Annotated in this window: 18 protein-coding genes; 9 read left to right on the top strand and 9 right to left on the bottom strand. The window is 34.7% G+C overall.

What is annotated here, in order from left to right:
* Positions 1–52: 52 nt before the first annotated feature.
* The 3 genes from prfA to I130_RS11930 all read left to right on the top strand — a co-directional run bounded on the left by prfA (position 53) and on the right by I130_RS11930 (position 2,841).
* Positions 53–1,129: a peptide chain release factor 1 gene (gene prfA / locus I130_RS11940; protein WP_034923354.1), complete on the top strand. Its 1,077-nt coding sequence runs from the start codon at positions 53–55 to the stop codon at positions 1,127–1,129.
* A 78-nt stretch (positions 1,130–1,207) separates the two neighbouring features.
* Positions 1,208–2,032 carry an orotidine-5'-phosphate decarboxylase gene (pyrF, locus tag I130_RS11935; RefSeq protein ID WP_034923352.1) on the top strand — a complete coding sequence of 275 codons (825 nt, stop codon included), beginning with the start codon at positions 1,208–1,210 and terminating at the stop codon, positions 2,030–2,032.
* Between the two features lie 11 nt (positions 2,033–2,043).
* Positions 2,044–2,841 (top strand): helical backbone metal receptor, encoded by a 798-nt coding sequence (locus I130_RS11930; protein ID WP_034923350.1) that lies wholly within the window; start codon positions 2,044–2,046, stop codon positions 2,839–2,841.
* On the opposite strand, the gene I130_RS11925 is transcribed toward I130_RS11930, so the two are convergent.
* The gene (locus I130_RS11925) at positions 2,820–3,002 is read right to left on the bottom strand and encodes a Lacal_2735 family protein (protein WP_034923416.1); all 183 of its coding nucleotides are present in this window, start codon (positions 3,000–3,002) and stop codon (positions 2,820–2,822) included. The two genes, I130_RS11930 and I130_RS11925, sit on opposite strands and share 22 nt — an antisense overlap.
* 99 nt (positions 3,003–3,101) lie before the next feature.
* Positions 3,102–3,806: a DUF4197 domain-containing protein gene (locus tag I130_RS11920; RefSeq protein WP_034923348.1), complete on the bottom strand. Its 705-nt coding sequence runs from the start codon at positions 3,804–3,806 to the stop codon at positions 3,102–3,104.
* A 314-nt stretch (positions 3,807–4,120) separates the two neighbouring features.
* On the opposite strand from I130_RS11920, the gene I130_RS11915 reads away from it, so the two are divergent.
* On the top strand, positions 4,121–7,576 hold the full coding sequence (locus I130_RS11915) for a methylmalonyl-CoA mutase family protein (protein WP_034923346.1): 3,456 nt from the start codon (positions 4,121–4,123) through the stop codon (positions 7,574–7,576).
* Positions 7,577–7,964: 388 nt separating this feature from the next.
* On the opposite strand, the gene I130_RS11910 is transcribed toward I130_RS11915, so the two are convergent.
* Positions 7,965–8,360 carry a hypothetical protein gene (locus I130_RS11910; protein WP_034923344.1) on the bottom strand — a complete coding sequence of 132 codons (396 nt, stop codon included), beginning with the start codon at positions 8,358–8,360 and terminating at the stop codon, positions 7,965–7,967.
* A gap of 126 nt (positions 8,361–8,486) precedes the next feature.
* Between I130_RS11910 and I130_RS11905 the strand changes: the two genes are divergently transcribed.
* Positions 8,487–8,930, top strand: coding sequence for an Lrp/AsnC family transcriptional regulator (locus I130_RS11905; protein ID WP_034923342.1), 444 nt, complete (start codon positions 8,487–8,489; stop codon positions 8,928–8,930).
* Positions 8,931–8,937: 7 nt separating this feature from the next.
* Here I130_RS11905 and I130_RS11900 read toward each other — a convergent pair whose 3' ends face one another.
* A complete protein-coding gene (locus I130_RS11900; protein WP_232224061.1) occupies positions 8,938–9,903 on the bottom strand; it encodes a class I SAM-dependent methyltransferase in 966 nt (321 codons plus the stop codon).
* Positions 9,827–11,089 carry a DEAD/DEAH box helicase gene (locus I130_RS11895; protein ID WP_034923340.1) on the bottom strand — a complete coding sequence of 421 codons (1,263 nt, stop codon included), beginning with the start codon at positions 11,087–11,089 and terminating at the stop codon, positions 9,827–9,829. The genes I130_RS11900 and I130_RS11895 overlap by 77 nt, the downstream gene beginning before the upstream one ends.
* A gap of 266 nt (positions 11,090–11,355) precedes the next feature.
* On the opposite strand from I130_RS11895, the gene I130_RS11890 reads away from it, so the two are divergent.
* Both I130_RS11890 and I130_RS11885 read left to right on the top strand, forming a co-directional pair.
* Positions 11,356–11,553, top strand: coding sequence for a DUF1328 domain-containing protein (locus tag I130_RS11890; RefSeq protein WP_034923338.1), 198 nt, complete (start codon positions 11,356–11,358; stop codon positions 11,551–11,553).
* Positions 11,554–11,638: 85 nt separating this feature from the next.
* Positions 11,639–13,072: a hypothetical protein gene (locus I130_RS11885; RefSeq protein ID WP_034923336.1), complete on the top strand. Its 1,434-nt coding sequence runs from the start codon at positions 11,639–11,641 to the stop codon at positions 13,070–13,072.
* Here I130_RS11885 and I130_RS11880 read toward each other — a convergent pair.
* Positions 13,069–14,286, bottom strand: a complete 1,218-nt coding sequence (locus tag I130_RS11880) for an MFS transporter (protein ID WP_034923333.1) — start codon at positions 14,284–14,286, stop codon at positions 13,069–13,071. The genes I130_RS11885 and I130_RS11880 overlap by 4 nt on opposite strands.
* 177 nt (positions 14,287–14,463) lie before the next feature.
* Between I130_RS11880 and I130_RS11875 the strand changes: the two genes are divergently transcribed.
* The gene (locus I130_RS11875) at positions 14,464–15,069 is read left to right on the top strand and encodes a DUF1684 domain-containing protein (RefSeq protein WP_034923331.1); all 606 of its coding nucleotides are present in this window, start codon (positions 14,464–14,466) and stop codon (positions 15,067–15,069) included.
* 1 nt (position 15,070) lies between these two features.
* Here the strand turns inward: I130_RS11875 and crcB are convergent, their stop codons facing one another.
* On the bottom strand, positions 15,071–15,442 hold the full coding sequence (gene crcB / locus I130_RS11870; RefSeq protein ID WP_034923329.1) for a fluoride efflux transporter CrcB: 372 nt from the start codon (positions 15,440–15,442) through the stop codon (positions 15,071–15,073).
* 16 nt (positions 15,443–15,458) lie between these two features.
* Positions 15,459–16,514, bottom strand: coding sequence for an SRPBCC family protein (locus tag I130_RS11865; RefSeq protein WP_034923327.1), 1,056 nt, complete (start codon positions 16,512–16,514; stop codon positions 15,459–15,461).
* A 93-nt stretch (positions 16,515–16,607) separates the two neighbouring features.
* On the opposite strand from I130_RS11865, the gene I130_RS11860 reads away from it, so the two are divergent.
* A complete protein-coding gene (locus I130_RS11860) occupies positions 16,608–18,668 on the top strand; it encodes a dipeptidyl-peptidase 3 family protein (RefSeq protein ID WP_034923325.1) in 2,061 nt (686 codons plus the stop codon).
* A 248-nt stretch (positions 18,669–18,916) separates the two neighbouring features.
* Here I130_RS11860 and I130_RS11855 read toward each other — a convergent pair whose 3' ends face one another.
* A complete protein-coding gene (locus I130_RS11855) occupies positions 18,917–19,105 on the bottom strand; it encodes a hypothetical protein (RefSeq protein ID WP_034923323.1) in 189 nt (62 codons plus the stop codon).
* Positions 19,106–19,130 lie beyond the last annotated feature (25 nt).

Genomic DNA, 19,130 nt, shown 5'->3' with positions numbered 1-19,130 from the left:
ATAATTGCTGAAATTAATGTAAATTTGCATCGAAAAATCATTAGAAAAGTTTATGATTGAGAAGTTGAATATCGTGAAGCAGCGCTTTGATGAAGTGAATGATCTTATCATTCAGCCTGATATTATATCAGATCAGAAGCGTTATGTAGAATTGAACAAGGAATATAAAGATTTGAAGGCACTCATGGATGTGCGTGAAAAATATATAGAACTTAAAGAGAACGTCAAAGAATCTGAAGAGATCATTGCTGATGGTAGTGATGCGGAAATGACAGAAATGGCTAAACTCCAACTGGACGAAGCTAAGTCGGAATTACCGAAATTGGACGAAAAGATACGAATGATGTTGGTGCCAAAAGATCCAGAAGACGCTAAAAACGTGGTTATGGAAATTAGAGCTGGTGCAGGTGGAGATGAAGCGAGTATTTTCGCCGGCGATCTTTATAAGATGTATAATAAATATGCAGATGGTCGTGGCTGGAAATGCAATATTGTAGATTATAATGAAGGTACAAATGGAGGTTTTAAAGAGATGATCTTTGAAATTTCTGGAGAAGATGTATATGGAACTTTAAAATTTGAAGCTGGTGTTCACCGGGTTCAACGGGTTCCTCAAACAGAAACTCAAGGGCGTGTGCATACCTCGGCAGCAACAGTAATGGTATTGCCAGAAGCAGAGGAATTTGATGTTGAGATCAATCCGAAGGAAGTAAGGGTAGATTTTTTCTGTTCTTCAGGGCCTGGAGGTCAGTCTGTAAATACAACCTATTCTGCCGTTCGTTTAACGCACATTCCAACAGGATTAGTTGCTCAATGTCAGGATCAGAAATCACAGCATAAGAATAAAGAAAAGGCATTTAGAGTATTGCGTTCCAGATTATACGATATGGAATTAGCTAAGAAATTGGAAGCAGATTCTGCTAAGCGAAACTCTATGGTATCTAGTGGTGATAGGAGTGCGAAAATTAGAACTTATAATTATTCTCAAGGAAGAGTTACAGATCACAGGATCAATTTAACTTTATATGACCTTTCTAACATTATAAATGGAGATATTCAAAAAATAGTAGATGAATTGCAGTTGGTAGAAAATACCGAGAAGCTGAAGGAGAACAGCGACGCATTTTAAATATTGAAAATAAATTTCCCGCACTTTGCGGGATTTTTTATATAGTTATTTTTGCAATTAATATAATACTGATTTTTTATGACCACTCAGGACCTTATAGCTCAAATACATAAAAAGCAATCTTTTCTTTGTGTAGGATTGGACACCGATCTAGATAAGATCCCTACCTATTTACTTACCGAAGAGGATCCTATCTTTGCGTTTAATAAAGCAATTGTAGATGCCACTCATAAATATGCAGTTGCTTATAAGCCAAATGTGGCTTTTTATGAAGCTCATGGTAGAAAAGGCTGGAAAGCTTTAGATAAGACTATTGATTATATTAAAACTAATTATCCTGAAATTTTTACGATCGCCGATGCTAAGCGCGGGGATATTGGGAATACATCCAGCATGTATGCAAAGGCATTCTTTCACGAAATGGCTTTCGATTCTGTAACCGTAGCTCCTTATATGGGGAGAGATTCTGTAGAGCCTTTTTTGGAGTTTAGAGAAAAGCATGCTATTCTTTTAGCGCTAACCTCTAATCAAGGAGCATTCGATTTTCAAACATTAGACTGTGATGGGCATGAATTATATAAAAAAGTGCTGGAAACATCTAAAACTTATAAAAATTCAGATAGGCTTATGTATGTAGTAGGTGCTACAAAAGCAGAATTCCTTTTGGAGATCAGGAAAATTGTTCCCGATAGTTTTCTATTAGTTCCAGGCGTTGGAGCCCAGGGAGGAAGTTTGGAAGAAGTGTGTAAATACGGAATGAATAAAAATGTTGGTCTCTTGGTGAACTCCTCTAGGGCAATCATTTATGCATCTCAAACATCAAATTTTGCTGAAATTGCTGCAGCCAAAGCTGAGGTAATGCAGCGAGAAATGGCAGCTCAAATGGCGGCACTCTTATCTTAAATTTAAACCAGATGATTGTTAAAGATCAACTAGGACGTGGCATTGATACTTCAAAGCCATTTACTAGAATTATATCTTTAGTTCCCAGCCTAACAGAGTTAGTTGTTTATTTGGGTGTAGATGAAAAACTGGTAGGAATCACAAAATTTTGTGTTCATCCTGAAGGTTTAAAGAAGAATAGAACTATTGTCGGAGGTACTAAGAAAGTTCATTTAGATAAAATCCGTGCTCTTAAGCCAGATTTAATTCTTTGCAATAAAGAGGAAAACACCCTAGAGATGATCGAAGATTTGGAGAAAATCTGCCAAGTTCATATTTCTGATGTCATCACTTTTTCTGATTCTTTAGATCTCATAAAAAAATATGGCTTGTTACTAGATAAGGAAAAAGCAGCAAATATTTTGATTTCTGAATTATCTAATAAAAAGAATCTTTTCCAACATAATTTATCTTCCAAAAAATTAAAAGTAGCTTACTTTATTTGGAGAAAACCATGGATGGTCGTGGGTGGAGATACCTATATCAATTCTATGCTCGAATTGAATGGCTGGCAGAATATTTTAAAAGCAACAGCAGGAAGATATCCTGAAATTGATCTAAATATTTTAAAGGGTAATAATATAGATCTTATCCTTCTGTCTTCAGAGCCTTTTCCTTTTCAACAAAAACATATAAAAGAAATACGAGCATCGTCCAATGCCCGTATAGAAATTGTTAATGGGGAATTTTTTAGTTGGTATGGCTCACGCCAATTAAAAGCTTTAAAATATTTTAAAGAACTACAAAACTATTTGTCTAAACCCTTGTAATTTTTCCTTTTAAGCTGTTCTAAAATCTTTTTAGCACGTGCATTTATTTTATCGCTTTTTTCCTTATCAAACAAAGCAGTTTTAAATGCTTTATCCATAAGCGCTGTATACTTTTGACACAAGCGCTCTTCCTCTGTCTTAAAAAACATTATATCCATCATCATAAAGGGTTATAATGCAAATGTAAACCCCCGTTGTGCTAATATGTACTAAGCTGAGGTTAAAGTAATTGTAAAATTTATAACCAATTGTTATAAATTTTAATCTTGTAGACCGAAGACTTTTCTAAGTAAATCTGTAGTTCTAGCGGCAAAATTGCTTCTAATATCCTTTTCTTCAATCGCGATCATAGTAAAAACACCCTTTAATGCTTCATTGGTTACATAATCTGGAAGATCGGGATTTACTTTATTAGTAAGTGGTATAGAATTGTACTTATTAATTATATTAGTCCATACTTCTGTAGCTCCAACTTTATTAAGAGAATTGGCGATCACAGGATTGAATTTAGCATATAATTGAGTTTCTGTTCTCTGATTTAAATAAGTAGTGGCAGATGTATTATTGCCAAGTAAGATATTTCGGGCATCGGTAAAAGTGATCTCTTTTACTGCGGTCACAAAAATTGGGGTTGCTTCTTTTACTGCATCTTCGGCAGCTCTATTTAAAACTTTAAGACCTTCATCTGCCAGAGATCCTAATCCTACATCTCTCAAAGTTTTATCTACTTTTTGAAGTTCTGCTGGAAGTGCAATACGAACTAATTCATTTTTAAAAAAACCATCCTCTTTTGTAAGCTTGGTAACTTGTTTGTCTATTCCAAAATCTAAAGCTTGTCTCAATCCCGAAGCAATTTCTGTATTAGTTACTCCATATTCACCTCCTGGTAATTGTGTTGCTATGCTTTGTAGTTCTGCACATCCAAAGAAGAATGGCACTAAAAATAGAATGTATAATTTTTTCATTTTAAATATAAATTAGGGTTATAATTTTTAAAAGTAGCAATTAATGTTCCATTTTTATGACTATAACTTATGGATGGTTTTAATAAGTTAAAGATTAGCTGAAAGTCTCAGTACAATTTGAAATGAATTTATCAATAAAAAATTTAGTTTATATCTCGCATTTCTATTCAGATTCAATTAATTTATTAAAAGTTGAAGAACCTTTAATTATTTTTTAGCTGCTCTTTCTTTTTAAGATTTCCTGATAAATAGATCAAATAAGGGAAATTCATTACGAATTTAGTAAATTGCAGCTCTAAAAATTTAGAATAACAATGCAAGATCAAACGCCATATATACCTAAGAACAAAGTAAGAATAGTAACCGCAGCTTCACTTTTTGATGGGCATGATGCAGCGATTAATATTATGCGCCGTATCATTCAGTCTACAGGAGTAGAAGTAATTCACTTAGGCCATGACCGAAGTGTTGAAGAAGTTGTGAATTGCGCTATTCAGGAAGATGCGAATGCAATAGCTTTAACTTCTTATCAAGGAGGACATAACGAGTATTTTAAGTATATGTACGATCTGCTTAAGGAAAAAGGAGCAGAGCATATAAAGATCTTTGGTGGTGGCGGTGGAGTGATCCTACCTTCAGAGATCAAAGAACTTATGGATTATGGTGTAACTCGTATCTATGCTCCAGATGATGGGCGAGAAATGGGATTACAAGGAATGATAAATGATCTTGTTAAAACTGCAGATACACCAACTCCTGCATTAGAAAATGCTGATAAAACTCAAAGCCTTTTAGAGGATAAAAATATTAATACAATCGCAAGATTAATTTCTTTAGCTGAAAACAGACATGAAGATTTTGAAAAGGCTTTTGGTAAGATTGAAGTTAATGGAAAGAAAACTCCTGTTCTTGGAATCACCGGAACTGGAGGATCTGGGAAATCATCCTTGGTTGATGAATTAGTAAGAAGATTCTTAATTGATTTTCCTGAGAAAACTATTGGTATTATTTCTGTAGATCCCTCAAAACGTAAAACTGGTGGCGCTTTATTAGGAGATAGGATCCGTATGAATGCTATTAATAACGAGCGTGTTTATATGCGTTCCTTAGCAACTCGTCAGTCCAACTTAGCATTGTCTAAATATGTTTCTGAAGCAGTTGAGGTACTTAAAGCAGCAGCTTTCGATCTTATAATTTTAGAAACTTCAGGGATCGGACAATCGGATACCGAGATCTTAGAACATTCTGATGCTTCATTATACGTAATGACTCCAGAATTTGGAGCGGCTACGCAGTTGGAGAAGATAGACATGCTAGATTTTGCAGATCTCGTGGCAATTAACAAATTTGATAAAAGAGGAGCATTAGATGCACTTCGCGATGTAAAAAAACAATATCAGCGTAATCATGGCCTTTGGCATGACGATCCTGAAACGCTTCCTGTATATGGAACTATTGCATCTCAGTTCAACGATCCGGGAATGAATACCCTTTACAGAAAGTTGATGAATAAGGTAGATGAAAAAACGGAAGCTGCGTTATCCTCCACTTTTCATATCAATGAAGACAAGAGCGAAAAGATCTATGTGATTCCTCCAAGCAGAGTGAGATATCTTTCTGAAATTTCTGAGAATAACAGAAAATATGACGAAACGGCCATCACTCAACAAGAGGTCGCACAAAAGCTTTATGGAATTTATAAAACGATTGGGTCTGTGACTGATGTCACTTCGAGCGAAGACGAGAAGTCATACTTGGATAAGCATGGTTTAGATTCTGATGAGATTCTGAAACAAGTTCAGAATGACGATAAGAATCAGGATTTCATAAAACTTTTAATTGCTGAATTCGATCGCGTTAAATTGAACCTTGATCCTTACAATTGGGAGATCATCACCGGTTGGGATGAAAAAGTAAATAAATACAAAGAGCCGATATATTCTTTTAAAGTAAGAGATAAGGAAATTAGAATTGAAACGCACACTGAATCATTATCGCATTCTCAAATTCCTAAGATCTCCCTACCTAAATATCAAGCTTGGGGAGACATTTTAAAATGGTGTTTGCAAGAAAATGTTCCGGGAGAGTTTCCTTACACGGCGGGTTTATATCCTTTTAAAAGAGCAGGTGAAGATCCAACCAGAATGTTTGCAGGAGAAGGTGGACCGGAAAGAACAAACAGACGTTTTCATTATGTAAGTGCAGGATTGCCTGCAAAGAGACTTTCTACAGCTTTCGATTCTGTGACTCTTTATGGGAATGATCCCGATTTTAGACCAGATATCTATGGAAAAATAGGAAATGCAGGTGTTTCCATTTGTTGTCTGGATGATGCGAAGAAATTATATTCTGGATTTGACTTGGCAGATGCAATGACTTCTGTAAGTATGACCATCAATGGTCCCGCTCCAATGTTATTAGGATTCTTTATGAATGCTGCTATAGATCAGCAATGTGAAAAATATATAGTAGAAAATGATCTTCAAGATGAAGTAGAGGAGAAGATTAAGAAAATATATAAGGATAAAAAATTAGATCGCCCTGCATATCAAGGTCCGCTTCCAGAAGGAAATAACGGTTTAGGATTAATGCTGTTAGGAGTAACTGGAGACTTGGTACTTCCAGCAGATGTTTATGCGAAGATCAAAAAAGACACCTTGAATGTTGTTCGAGGAACTGTACAGGCAGATATTTTAAAAGAAGATCAGGCGCAAAATACGTGTATCTTCTCTACGGAATATGCCTTGAGATTGATGGGAGATGTACAAGAATATTTTATTGAAGAGCAGGTAAGAAACTTTTATTCTGTTTCTATTTCTGGATATCATATTGCAGAAGCAGGAGCAAATCCTGTGACTCAGTTGGCATTAACCTTGGCTAACGGATTTACTTATGTAGAGTACTACTTAAGCCGTGGAATGGATATCAATAAATTTGGACCAAACCTTTCGTTCTTTTTCTCTAACGGAGTAGATCCGGAATATGCAGTAATTGGTAGAGTTGCCAGAAAGATCTGGGCAAAGGCCATGAAACATAAATACGGTGCAAATTCAAGAGCTCAAATGCTGAAATATCACATTCAGACCTCTGGACGTTCACTTCATGCACAGGAAATAGATTTCAATGATATTAGAACTACGCTTCAGGCGCTCTATGCTATCTATGATAATTGTAACTCCTTGCATACAAATGCTTACGATGAAGCTATTACAACGCCTACAGAGGCCTCAGTTAGACGAGCGATGGCTATTCAACTTATTATCAATAAAGAATTAGGTCTTACTAAGAACGAGAATCCAATTCAGGGAGCGTTTATCATAGAAGAATTAACAGATCTTGTAGAAGAAGCGGTTCTTTTAGAATTCGATAGAATTACAGAAAGAGGTGGAGTTCTTGGTGCTATGGAAACTATGTACCAACGTAGTAAGATCCAGGAAGAAAGCTTGTATTATGAGACTTTGAAGCACAATGGGGAATTTCCAATCATTGGCGTGAATACTTTCTTGAGTTCTACTGGTTCTCCTACGGTTACTCCAGGAGAGGTTATTAGAGCAACTGAAGATGAGAAACAATACCAAATCACGACTTTAAAGAATTTGCATAAAGCCTTTGGAGAAGAATCTGCAAAAGCACTGGCGATGATTCAGGAAGCTGCTATTAAGAACGAGAATTTATTTGAAGTCTTAATGGATGCAACTAAAGTTTGTTCTTTAGGTCAGATCACTTCAGCAATGTTTGAGGTAGGAGGACAGTACAGAAGAAACATGTAAGCGATTCGCACACATTTCAATTTTATTGAAATGTGTGCGAATCGCTTATCCCGATGTGCGTAGCGAAAGCGGGATCCTTGTTAGCAGAATTAGGATTGAAAAGCGTGCGGATCACTTAATCCGATAATATTTTAAAAAAAAATAACTTAAAAAACCCAATTCATATGAATTGGGTTTTTTAAGTTATAATATATTTTAATTGAAGTATTCTATAGATGCCTAACTATTGTTTTGCCAGCTAGACACTTGGCCATCTAGTCACTCTGAACTTGTTTCAGGGTCTCCTCTAGCTTATTGAGATACTGAAACAAGTTCAGCATGACGACAAATCTGAATATAGCTAGTTAAAAGTAATTATTGCTACAAATCTGGACAATCAGTTCCATAATTATAAGGTCAACTTCCAAACTCGTTGTAATTTTCTGAATTTTTTCAACTCAATTCTCAATATTCTAAGAAATTCTTTTCCGTTGCTGTTAGAGAGTTCTAAGCGGTCACAATTTTTGTAAAGTAAATTGGTGAGTCGGGTAACGGAAGCGGCATACTTGTGTTTTTCTTCAGCAAATGGTTCACTTTCCGCTTTTAAAATATTTGGCACTAATGAAATTGATTGTTGAATGATATCTCCTGAGAAGTAAATATCCTGATCTTCTTTTCCATTTTGTTTTAATGCAGCTAAATCTTGAACCAGATAATTGGAAATAAGTCTAGAAATATTAAGGATCTCTATCGCTTGGCGATATACAGGTGAGTAACTAAAATCTGATCCAGTAATGGAGTTCATAGTAAGATAATTTTTCTTAGACACCCATAAAATTACTGAGATATCTACGAACTTTCCTTTTCAATTTAAAGTAAATATGTACATTCGCTTTAAATAAAATTATTTTAATAGTTAAAAAGATTAATTATGCCTATAGACTCTGTTAACTGGCAAATACTGGAATCTCTTCAAAAAAATGCAAGACAGTCATTTGCTGAAATTGGAAGAAATGTTGGACTTACTTCTCCAGCGGTTGCTGAAAGGGTAAAAAAAATGGAAGATAGTGGGATTATAAAAGGATATAAGGCACAAGTGTCTTACCATAAAACAGGACACCAGTTAAAAGCTGTGATAACTTTACGTGCTTTTATGGGAAGGTTGAAGCCGTTTTTAGAAAAGGTAAGGGAATTTAAGGAAGTGATAAATTGTTACCGAATTACAGGTAACGAAAACATTATTATGGAAGTGGTGCTTTATGATCAGTCGCATTTAGAAGAGTTCATAGATAAACTAATCACTTACGGCGAGACAAAAACCCATATTATCCTCTCTAATGTAGTAGATCAAGGACCTATTAAAAGAAGAGGATAATAGAATTTTATTTTGTTCCACTAACAAGATACATTAGGGAGCCTCCCGCAGCATGGTATTGCTCCCTTTGCAAAGCACCCATTAAATGATCGTCTCTACGGGCATATTTTTCTTGATATTCAAAATAAAAGGGCATAAATTCTTCTCCTGCAGCACTAAAGAAATCGATATCCTTTTGAGTATTCGATTTCCAAGAACTCCCTGTCATCCATTGCTTTAAAGTTGCTACTTGTTCCTTGGTGCTATAAGGAGGATACATAGCAATTGCTTTGTCAGATAATCGAACTTCAATATTATGCATCTCAGCCAATGCGAACATTCCGGGTAAAAGATCTCCTAAAGAATTATCTCCTTGCCCCATGTTTTTTTTGCCCTTTTCTATAACCAATCTATATTTAATATGGTCTAAAGTTTCATCTATTGAATCGTTTTTGGAAAGCGAGGTTTTAGTGAGACTTTGGATAATATTATTAGGCTCTACACATAACAAAGTTCCGCCTGGTTTCAGTACACGTTTCATTTCTTCTAAAGCCTGTTGAGGTTTAGGAACATGAATTAATACTGTTTGGCAGGTAACCAGATCAAATTGATCATCCTCAAAAGGTAATTGCTGAGCATTTCCTTTTGTTAATACAAATGGATTATTAGACTTTGCAAAAAGCCCTTCTAATTCTTCATTTTTGGAATACCATCTTTCATCACTATCTACAGCGGTGATTTCTGCATTAGGCGAAAGAAATGGAGCTAAGATCCTAGTCCAGTGACCTTGACCACAGCCAACATCTAGCATAGAAGTATATTTGCTTAATTCTAGTCTTTTTGCTGTGAGCTCAATAAACGTAGGGTTCCACCAAAAGTCTCTATAGTCTCCAAAATAACTTTCGGAATGTCCTTTGTTACCTTCTTGATCTCCCAACATTATTCCTTTTAGATGAGTTTCCTCCGGAGGTGTTTTTTTTGCTAGAATTTCCATTTCTCGAAGGTCTGCGCTGTTGTGGCTTCTTCTCTGGAATTTCAAAGAATTCCATAGGGTATTTATGATCTTCTATTACAGGTATCTTCTGGTCTATTAATTTCTGAATATCTTTTAGGTATGCTTTTTCCTCAAAATCACAAAAAGAGATTGCTTTTCCACTAGCACCTGCTCTACCTGTTCGTCCGATCCTATGAACATAAGTTTCGGCAATATTTGGAATTTCGTAATTTATAACCAAAGCAAGATCGTCTATATCTATTCCTCTGGCAGCAATATCTGTTGCTACCAAAACTCGAGTGGACTTATCTTTAAAATTCTTCAGTGCTTTTTGACGAGCATTTTGAGTTTTATTTCCGTGAATCGCTTCCGCTTTGATCCCTACCTTTATAAGGTCTTTCACTACTTTATTGGCGCCATGTTTTGTACGTGTAAAAACTAGAACTCTATCTGCTTCAGAACCTTGTAAAAGATCTATTAATAAGTTCTTTTTATTTGTTTTATCTATGAAATAAACTTCTTGACCAATTCTTTCAGCAGTAGAAGAAACTGGAGTTACAGAAACTTTTAAAGGATCATTCAAAATACTATTTGCAAGATCTATAATAGAATTAGGCATAGTAGCAGAAAAGAATAAGGTTTGCCTTTTAGCAGGGATTTTTTTGATCACTTTTTTTACATCGTGAACAAATCCCATATCTAGCATTCTATCTGCTTCATCTAAGGTAAAGATCTCGATATTGGAAAGAGAAATAAACCCTTGATCCATAAGATCTAATAATCTACCCGGAGTAGCTACCAAAATATCCACACCATTTCTAAGGGCTCTGGTTTGAGAGTTTTGATTAACACCTCCAAAGATAACGAGATGTTTAAGATCACTAAATTGACCGTATTCACTCAAGCTTTCTCCAATTTGGATTGCAAGTTCTCGGGTTGGGGTTAAGATAAGACTCTTAATTGTTGTCTTACCACCTCCGTTATGAAGCTTACTGTTTAACAGTTGAATTGTTGGAATTGAGAACGCTGCGGTTTTTCCTGTTCCTGTTTGAGCACAACCTAAAATATCTCTTCCTTTTAAAATCGCCGGGATAGATTGGGATTGTATTGGGGTTGGTGTAGTATATCCTACTTTTTGAACTGCCTTATATAAGGGCTCAGTTAATTGTAAATCGTTAAATGTCATGTATGAATTATAAATGCCGTCCTGTATTAATAATTGGACAGACTATGTGTAAAATGTTGCTTATTGGAGAAGGTGGCAACCGGCTGCAAATGTACTATTTTATTTTAATATGAGATTATCTTTTGTGATATCCAGAATTAAGCACTTGAAACACAAGGGGTTTGTTGAAAAAAAAGGTGTTTTAAAGTTAAATATATCTCAATTGTAATTTAGTTAGTAATTGTGCGACTACTAAGCAGTTATCTTTGATAAAAAATAAAAACACCATGAAAAACTATACTTTACATTTCCTTATAATGACCATAGTAACCGGTTTATTGGGCTTTGCAGGATTAAATTTCTTCGGAATTGAAGTGGTGAGAATATTGTTTTTGATTTTTGCTGATTTATTAATAGTATCATTAATTTCAAAAACATTTTTTTCTGACACTAATGATGTGAAATTACAACGAGTTAAGAAATAATCTCCAACAATAAATCCCTACAATTTGTATTAGGCCACAGAAATGTGGCCTTTTTTAATTCCATAAATTCTGCTACTTTAGAAGTATGAAAATCACTTTTCCTATATACGCTATACTTTTATTTCTCTTAATTTTCTCACAATCACTTTTTGCTCAAGATTTATCTCTTAGGAAAGGGGCAGTTGTAGATAGTTTGCCTATTGGTGACAGTATTGCAGAAAGTTTTGCGATGTATCTACCTAGAAATTATTCTGCAGACAAAGACTGGCCTATAGTTTTTATTTTTGATGATGAAGGCCGGGGAATTAATGTTGCGAGATTGTTTAGCACTGCTGCCGAAGATCAGGGATATCTTTTGGTAGCTTCCAATAATATTTCTAAGAAAGATTCATTATTAGCCAATTTAGAAATTGGTTCTAGGCTTGTAGAGAGTGTTTTACTAAATTTTCCAATTGACGAAAACAGGATGTATACTGCAGGTTTAAATGAAGGTGCGGTTGTAGCAAGTGCCTTGCCAGTGGTGTTTCCAAAAATTAAAGGGGTATTAGTTGTAGAAGATGTCTGGTTGAATAAGGATTTATTGGTAGATAATAATAAAAAACGAAGTATCGTAGGCTTCGCAAGTCATAAAAGCGATTCTTATAATAATTTGAATGAAAGTTTTAATTTGTATAAAATTATAGATTATAATCCTTTGATATATAATTATGACGATGAGAATAATTGGCCTTCAGTTAAATTAATTTCACACGGTTTGGGAAGTTTTACTTTAAAGGCAATGCTAGACGGTAGTCAAACTAAAGATGTGGAATTAATTGATCGATTATTCGCTTCAGAATTAGAAACTGCTGAAAGCTGGAGAAGGCAGTTAAGTTTTTATAAAGCCTTTGAATTGCTGGAACTGATGCGAGATAAATATAAATATTTTGATAAAAAAAGTGAAATTCGAGACCTTCAGAAGGAAATTAGAAGAGAATCATTGTATAAAGAACAACGCTCGCAATATAATTCTGCAAAAATAACAGAGCAGAATTTGAGATATCAGTACCCAATACTCTTAGAAGATGATCTATATACTAACAATTTTGAAAATATTGGCTGGTGGGTGCAGCAATTTAAAGAAATAGATTCGCTTAAGAAATCTAAAATTGTTGCGGAACTTGAAGTAGGTAATAGGTTAGAAAACTATTTGCAGACCTACACAAAAAAGAGGTTTGAAGAATTGAAAGCCACAAATGCAGGAATAGATGGTTTGATCCTTATTTCGATACTTCGGACGGTTTTTGATAAAGAAAATCCTGAAGGCTATTTTTCAATAATTTCTTTAAGCGCTCAAGACGGAGATTATTATACTGCTTTGCTTTATCTAGAAGATCTTCTTAAGACCGGCTATAATAATTTGGAGCAATTGTATGAAATCCCCGGAACTTTGGATCTGAAATTAAGTCCGGAGTTCAATGAGTTGATCAAAAAATACCTGGGAGAATCTAAGTATTATAATCTTCCATTTGAAAACTAAATGATAGTAGTGGTTTCTTTTTTTAATAAATAACTAAGATAGATCAATAGCCCGCAAGCTACAGCAGCTAAAATAATCATCACATTCCAAGTAAAGAAATATCCAAATTTGCTAATTAATTGCATTCCAGAGTTATGTCCAAAAATATGACTTAATGAAAATGCAATACTGTATAAAGCCATATAAGATCCTTGTTTGCCTTTATCTGCTCTTGTTAATGCAAATGTATTTGAAAATGGAAATGCAATCATTTCTCCAATTGTCATAAAAAGCATCCCGATTAGTAATACTCCTATCCAGCCAGTTAGGTTTATTGCAATAAAGCTTACTCCTACCAATGCGGTGCCTACTATTACATGAAAAATTGTTGACACCTTTTTGTTTTCCAGATATTTTATTAAAGGCATTTCAAAAAGGAAAATCAAGAATCCATTTACGCCCAATAAAACACCTATTTCCAATTCTGTGAGTCCGTGCTCTTGTGCATAAAACAATGGCATTGTGGAGAAGTATTGTAGAAATATAAAACCAAATAAAACCATTGCACCTATAAATATGAGATAAGGAAAGTCTTTTAGTACTCCTTGCGGACTCAAATTCACCTCTCGTATATTTTCCACTGCTTTTTTAGGGTGCAATAGTTTAAGCAATAATATTCCTGCCAATAAACAGGTTATTCCATCTACCCAAAACAAACCACTATATCCTGCACTGGCAATTATTAATCCGCCGATTGCAGGTCCTGCAGAAAAACCTAAGTTAATTGCTAATCTAATTAAAGTTACAGATCTCGTTCTATTTTGAGGTTTGCTATAAGCGCTAATTGCCACAAAAACAGCAGGTCTAAAAATATCTGCAGCGGTCATCACCAAAAAAATTCCTCCGCAAATTCCCCAAAAAGAGCTTGGGAATTGCAAAAGCACGAAAAGCACCGAAGATATAAGTAAGCTTCCTGCCATTGTTTTATAATGGCCTATACTATCTACTAATTTACCCCCTAACCAAGATCCAGTCACAGATCCAAGTCCAAAAAAAGTAAGGATCCATCCAACTTCTTCCAGAGAAAAGCCTCGATTTTTAGTGAGGTATAAGGACAGAAATGGGATCACCATGGTACCAGCTCTGTTAATAAAAGTAATTAACGCCAATAACCAAACCTCTCGCCTTAAATCGCTAAAGGAGTCTACATAGGATCGAAATATTTTTTGAAACATTCAGGTTGGTTAGAGCTCAAAATTAGTTAATTTTTCTAAAGAAAATTTTTAAAATAATGCATTATTTATTTGAATTGATCTTTAGAAATCTGAAATCTGAAATCTGAAATCTATAAAAAGTTCAGAAAGTATATTTCCAATAAAATTCCTCATTTTTGTTTTCTAATTCTCAAGAAGATGAAACCCTTGCTCTTTTTATTAATTGTGCTTCTGAATACTTCTCTACTTATTGCACAGAATGCTTCAAAACTGAAGGATATTGTTGCTTTTCAGAAGCATTTAAACGCGGAATTTGCGAATCCTGAAGAGTCTCCATTAACATCAGAAGATATTAAAAAATTTGAAGCCTTAGAGTTTTTTGCGATTGATACTACATTTGTGATTGAAGCTGAATTTGTAAGAACACCTTATGAATCTCCTTTTTCCATGCCTACCACAACAGATAGAATGCCGATCTATGTGAAATATGGGGAAGCTTATTTTGAATTGGAAGGTCAATCTTTCAAGTTGAACATATATCAGAATCAGGAATTAATTACAAAGACAGAATATGTAGATTATCTATTTATCCCATTTACAGATGCTACCAATGGAGAAACTAGTTATGGAGGAGGAAGATATTTAGATTTGAGGATCCCAACCGGAAAAACTATTACACTTAACTTTAATAAAGCATACAATCCTTATTGCGCCTATAATGGGAAATATTCTTGTCCTATTCCGCCTTTAGAAAATGATATTTCTGTTGCAATTTCAGCGGGGGTAAAAGCATATAAAAAATAACTTAGACTAATTTAGAAAGATATAATCCTACAAATATAGCTGCAAAGCCAGCCAGTATACTTCCAAGAGTGTAAATGGCAAAATTCGTGTAATCTCCTGTTCTTAGAAACACCTGATTTTCAAAAGAAAAGGTAGAAAAAGTCGTGAATCCGCCACAGAAACCCGTAGCGAGAAATAACATGGTGTTATTAGAAAGTGCTCCAGATTTTAGAGAGATCCCAAGAATTAGTCCTAATAAAAGACTCCCAATAATATTTACCGCTAAAGTGCCAAATGGAATCTCTAATGCCGATTTGTTTAGTCCCCTAGTGATTAAGAAACGTAATGCGCTCCCTAAACCCCCACCAAGAAAAACCATTACTATCGCTTTCATTTAAAGATTCTAAATATTATAAGATAGGTTGTTCTTCAGCTTCCAAAAGTGGGATGTAGAACTCTGTTACCCAATTGGCAGGACTTGGAGATTTATCCGGACCTATAGAATACACCTCAAAAGCAGGGCTGTCTGGATTTACAGGTAAACCGTTTTCTTGGGCATACTTATAAGCAGCCTCCCACGCTTCTTTCAGATTTATATAATCTCCTTTTAGAGTAGTCTTTATCACTTTTTGTACTGGCATCATTCCGTTTAATACAGTACTTTCTGCTGGAGTAATAATTAAACTTGGTGTAAAAAACCCAGTGGAATAGATTGCAGAATTATTTTGTTCATCCCAATTATTATACAATACAAAAGGATCCCCCATTCTAGAGATGTTATTTTTCTCCATATATAAGGAAACATCTGCAAACATTTGTTGCATCTTAGTTTGGATCTGAGAAATTTTGGTAGCTGTTGTAGTGTACATATAAAATCCTCCACCATGGGTTGTAATTCCATCTACATTAATAGAGTAAGAACTCATTTTATCAAGTATAATAGTATCCAATTTTTCTAGACCTTCTTTGTACATAGGTCGAATCATTTCAGAAAAGTTCTCGTTCATAAAAGTGAATGCTAGTTTTTCCATAAAACTTTGTTTTCCTTTAATACCCCATGTTACTTGAGTGCCTTTTTCAACTTCAACAAAATTCCAATAAACATCACTTTTGGATTCGCCATAAGAAGATTTAAATATTAAGATTTGATCGATGCCAGAATCTGGAATTACTTTTACATTTTTTATAGAACCATCACCTAATTCTTCACTTTTCCAAGAATAGCTCGCGCCTTGACCAATTGTGTTTTCAGGGTACTCTATAATCATATCCTCTGAATCGTCCATCCATGGGCCCCATTGCTCCCAATTCTTAAAATTATTTACTTCATTAAAAACCACAGGAACCGGCGCATTTATAATTGCAGTCTCCTCAACTTGATAATTTCCATCTTTTGTGGCTACATAAATAGCTCCTGCAATAAATATAATAAGTAGTAAAAAGAATAAATATTTTAAAATTTTCATTTAAAATTCGGTGTTAATGTGGTTCAGAATGCTAATATAGTTAAATATCAAGCGGCTAATTACTACATTTGTAGGAAAATTAAACAGAAAAATATGAAATTTAAATTCATTTTGTCATTATTATTAATGGCTACCCTTTTGTTCTCGTGTAAGGATGATAATAAGGAAAAAGCAGTTACAGAAGTAGAATCTTCTGCGGAATCAGATTTCGAATATAATGTTGAAGAATTTGGTGATATTAAGGTTTTGAGATACCAAATTCCCGGATTTGAGGACTTGACCTTAAAAGAGCAAAAATTGGTTTATTATTTAACTCAAGCAGGATTAAGTGGTCGTGATATTATGTGGGACCAGAATTATAGACACAATCTTGAAATTAGAGACGCTTTAGAGAATATCTATGCTAATTATAGTGGAGATAAAGAAGCCTCAGATTGGAAAGGTTTTGAAACTTATATAAAGAGAGTTTGGTTCTCTAACGGAATCCATCATCATTATTCTAACGATAAAATAAAACCAGAATTCAGTAAAGAATATTTTGATACTCTTTTAGCTGAAACTAAAACTGAACTTACTGGTGAGCCTTATGAGGTAATCTTTAATGATAAAGATGCTAAAAAAGTGAACTTAGATCCTAGTAAAGGATTATTGGAAGGATCTGCGATCAATTTTTATGGTCCAGATGTAACCGCTGCAGAAGCTGAAGCTTTTTACAAAAAGAAATCTTCACCTAATAAAGATAAGCCACTCTCTTACGGATTAAATTCCACCTTGGTTAAGGAAAATGGTAAACTAGTTGAAAAAGTATGGAAAAGTGGTGGATTGTATGGAGATGCCATAGACCAGATAGTTATGTGGTTAGAAAAAGCAAAAGGAGTTGCCGAAAATGAGGCGCAAGGAAATGCATTAGGATTGCTAATAAAATATTACCAAACTGGAGACCTTCAAACCTGGGATGACTATAACGTTGCGTGGGTAGAATCTACAGAAGGAAATATAGATTACATAAATAGTTTTATTGAAGTCTACAACGATCCATTAGGGTATAGAGGTTCTTATGAAAGTATAGTACAGATCAAGGATTTTGAAATGTCTAAAAAAATGCAAGTTTTAGAAGACAATGTACAATGGTTTGAGGATAATTCTCCTTTAATGCCAGAGCATAAAAAGAAATCTGTGGTTGGAGTAACTTACAAAACTGTGATGGTTGCTGGAGAGGCTGGAGATGCTTCCCCAAGTACCCCAATTGGAGTTAACTTACCAAATGCAAACTGGATTAGAGCCGCGCATGGCAGTAAATCTGTTTCCCTAGGAAATATTATTGGAGCTTACAATAATGCTGGAAGTACAGGCGTGTTACAAGAATTTGCTCATGATGAAGAAGAGGTTGAATTAGAAGAAGGGTATGGACAGAATGCAGATAAATTACATACTGCTTTGCATGAAGTAGTTGGTCATGCATCTGGACAATTGAATCCTGGTGTTGGAGAGACTAAAGAGACTTTAAAGAACTATGCTTCTACAATGGAAGAAGGTAGAGCAGATCTTGTTGGTCTTTATTATTTAATGGATCCGAAAATTCAGGAACTTGGATTAACAGACAGCTGGGAAAAGACTGGGAAGGCTGCTTATGATGGGTATATTAGAAATGGATTAATGACCCAATTAAGAAGATTGAACATAGGAGACGATGTAGAAGAAGCTCATATGCGTAATAGACAATGGGTAAGCGCATGGGTTTATGAAAAAGGGAAAGAAGAAGGAGTTATTGAAAAGGTGACCAGAGATGGTAAAACCTATTTTGATATCAAGAATTATGAACGTTTACGTGAGTTGTTTGGAGAGTTATTAAAAGAATCTCAGAGAATTAAATCTGAAGGTGATTTTGATGCTGCTAAGAATTTAGTAGAGAACTACGGGGTTAAAGTAGATCAAGAAATTCATAAAGAAGTTTTAGATAGAAATGCCCAGTTCAAATCTCCTCCTTACAGCGGATTTGTAAATGCTGTATTGGTGCCAGAGATGGATGATAATAACGAGATCAAATCTATTAAGGTTACACAGCCTAAAGATTTTGCATCGCAAATGATGGACTATACAAAGAACTATCACTTCTTAAAAAAGGAAGAGAAAGTAGCTGAGACTGTAGAGTAATCAAGAAGTATTTAATTCAAAAAGCCTCGATAAATAAAATTTATCGAGGCTTTTTAGTGTTTATAAGTCAGTAAATCATCCTAAAATGAAAATTGACGTCAATCTTAACTTGTTTCAGAATCTCATTTCACTGTAAGCCACTAACATATTGAGGCCCTGAAACCCGCCCGAACGGTCCGGGCAGGTAAATTCAGGGTGACGATAGAACTTTTACGACAGAAAACGGGTATACATATAATTAACTACTATTAGTTTTTCAAATATGCTTTTATTACAAACAGCAATCCAATGAATGCAAGAAAACCAAGCAGTACGTATAAGCTGCCTTTATGATATTTTTTGTGGATAGCAATATCTTTTCTATAGCTGAAGATTATTACTACTACAAATGAGAGAAAAAATATTGCAGCGAAAATCCATTGTCCGGTACTAAACATTTTTGTTATTTTAGGGCAAAGTTAA

It is taken from the genome of Gillisia sp. CAL575 (assembly GCF_000403785.1).
Taxonomy (GTDB): domain Bacteria; phylum Bacteroidota; class Bacteroidia; order Flavobacteriales; family Flavobacteriaceae; genus Gillisia.
The sequence above is the reverse complement of the archived record's forward strand: the minus strand, read 5'-3'. Positions and strand labels throughout refer to the sequence as shown.

What these genes read in the sequence shown, in the direction of transcription:
- prfA (WP_034923354.1), top strand. Translation starts at nt 53, where the DNA reads ATGATTGAGAAGTTGAATATCGTGAAGCAGCGCTTTGATGAAGTGAAT.
- pyrF (WP_034923352.1), top strand. Translation starts at nt 1,208, where the DNA reads ATGACCACTCAGGACCTTATAGCTCAAATACATAAAAAGCAATCTTTT.
- I130_RS11930 (WP_034923350.1), top strand. Translation starts at nt 2,044, where the DNA reads ATGATTGTTAAAGATCAACTAGGACGTGGCATTGATACTTCAAAGCCA.
- I130_RS11925 (WP_034923416.1), bottom strand. Translation starts at nt 3,002, where the DNA reads ATGATGGATATAATGTTTTTTAAGACAGAGGAAGAGCGCTTGTGTCAA.
- I130_RS11920 (WP_034923348.1), bottom strand. Translation starts at nt 3,806, where the DNA reads ATGAAAAAATTATACATTCTATTTTTAGTGCCATTCTTCTTTGGATGT.
- I130_RS11915 (WP_034923346.1), top strand. Translation starts at nt 4,121, where the DNA reads ATGCAAGATCAAACGCCATATATACCTAAGAACAAAGTAAGAATAGTA.
- I130_RS11910 (WP_034923344.1), bottom strand. Translation starts at nt 8,360, where the DNA reads ATGAACTCCATTACTGGATCAGATTTTAGTTACTCACCTGTATATCGC.
- I130_RS11905 (WP_034923342.1), top strand. Translation starts at nt 8,487, where the DNA reads ATGCCTATAGACTCTGTTAACTGGCAAATACTGGAATCTCTTCAAAAA.
- I130_RS11900 (WP_232224061.1), bottom strand. Translation starts at nt 9,903, where the DNA reads ATGGAAATTCTAGCAAAAAAAACACCTCCGGAGGAAACTCATCTAAAA.
- I130_RS11895 (WP_034923340.1), bottom strand. Translation starts at nt 11,089, where the DNA reads ATGACATTTAACGATTTACAATTAACTGAGCCCTTATATAAGGCAGTT.
- I130_RS11890 (WP_034923338.1), top strand. Translation starts at nt 11,356, where the DNA reads ATGAAAAACTATACTTTACATTTCCTTATAATGACCATAGTAACCGGT.
- I130_RS11885 (WP_034923336.1), top strand. Translation starts at nt 11,639, where the DNA reads ATGAAAATCACTTTTCCTATATACGCTATACTTTTATTTCTCTTAATT.
- I130_RS11880 (WP_034923333.1), bottom strand. Translation starts at nt 14,286, where the DNA reads ATGTTTCAAAAAATATTTCGATCCTATGTAGACTCCTTTAGCGATTTA.
- I130_RS11875 (WP_034923331.1), top strand. Translation starts at nt 14,464, where the DNA reads ATGAAACCCTTGCTCTTTTTATTAATTGTGCTTCTGAATACTTCTCTA.
- crcB (WP_034923329.1), bottom strand. Translation starts at nt 15,442, where the DNA reads ATGAAAGCGATAGTAATGGTTTTTCTTGGTGGGGGTTTAGGGAGCGCA.
- I130_RS11865 (WP_034923327.1), bottom strand. Translation starts at nt 16,514, where the DNA reads ATGAAAATTTTAAAATATTTATTCTTTTTACTACTTATTATATTTATT.
- I130_RS11860 (WP_034923325.1), top strand. Translation starts at nt 16,608, where the DNA reads ATGAAATTTAAATTCATTTTGTCATTATTATTAATGGCTACCCTTTTG.
- I130_RS11855 (WP_034923323.1), bottom strand. Translation starts at nt 19,105, where the DNA reads ATGTTTAGTACCGGACAATGGATTTTCGCTGCAATATTTTTTCTCTCA.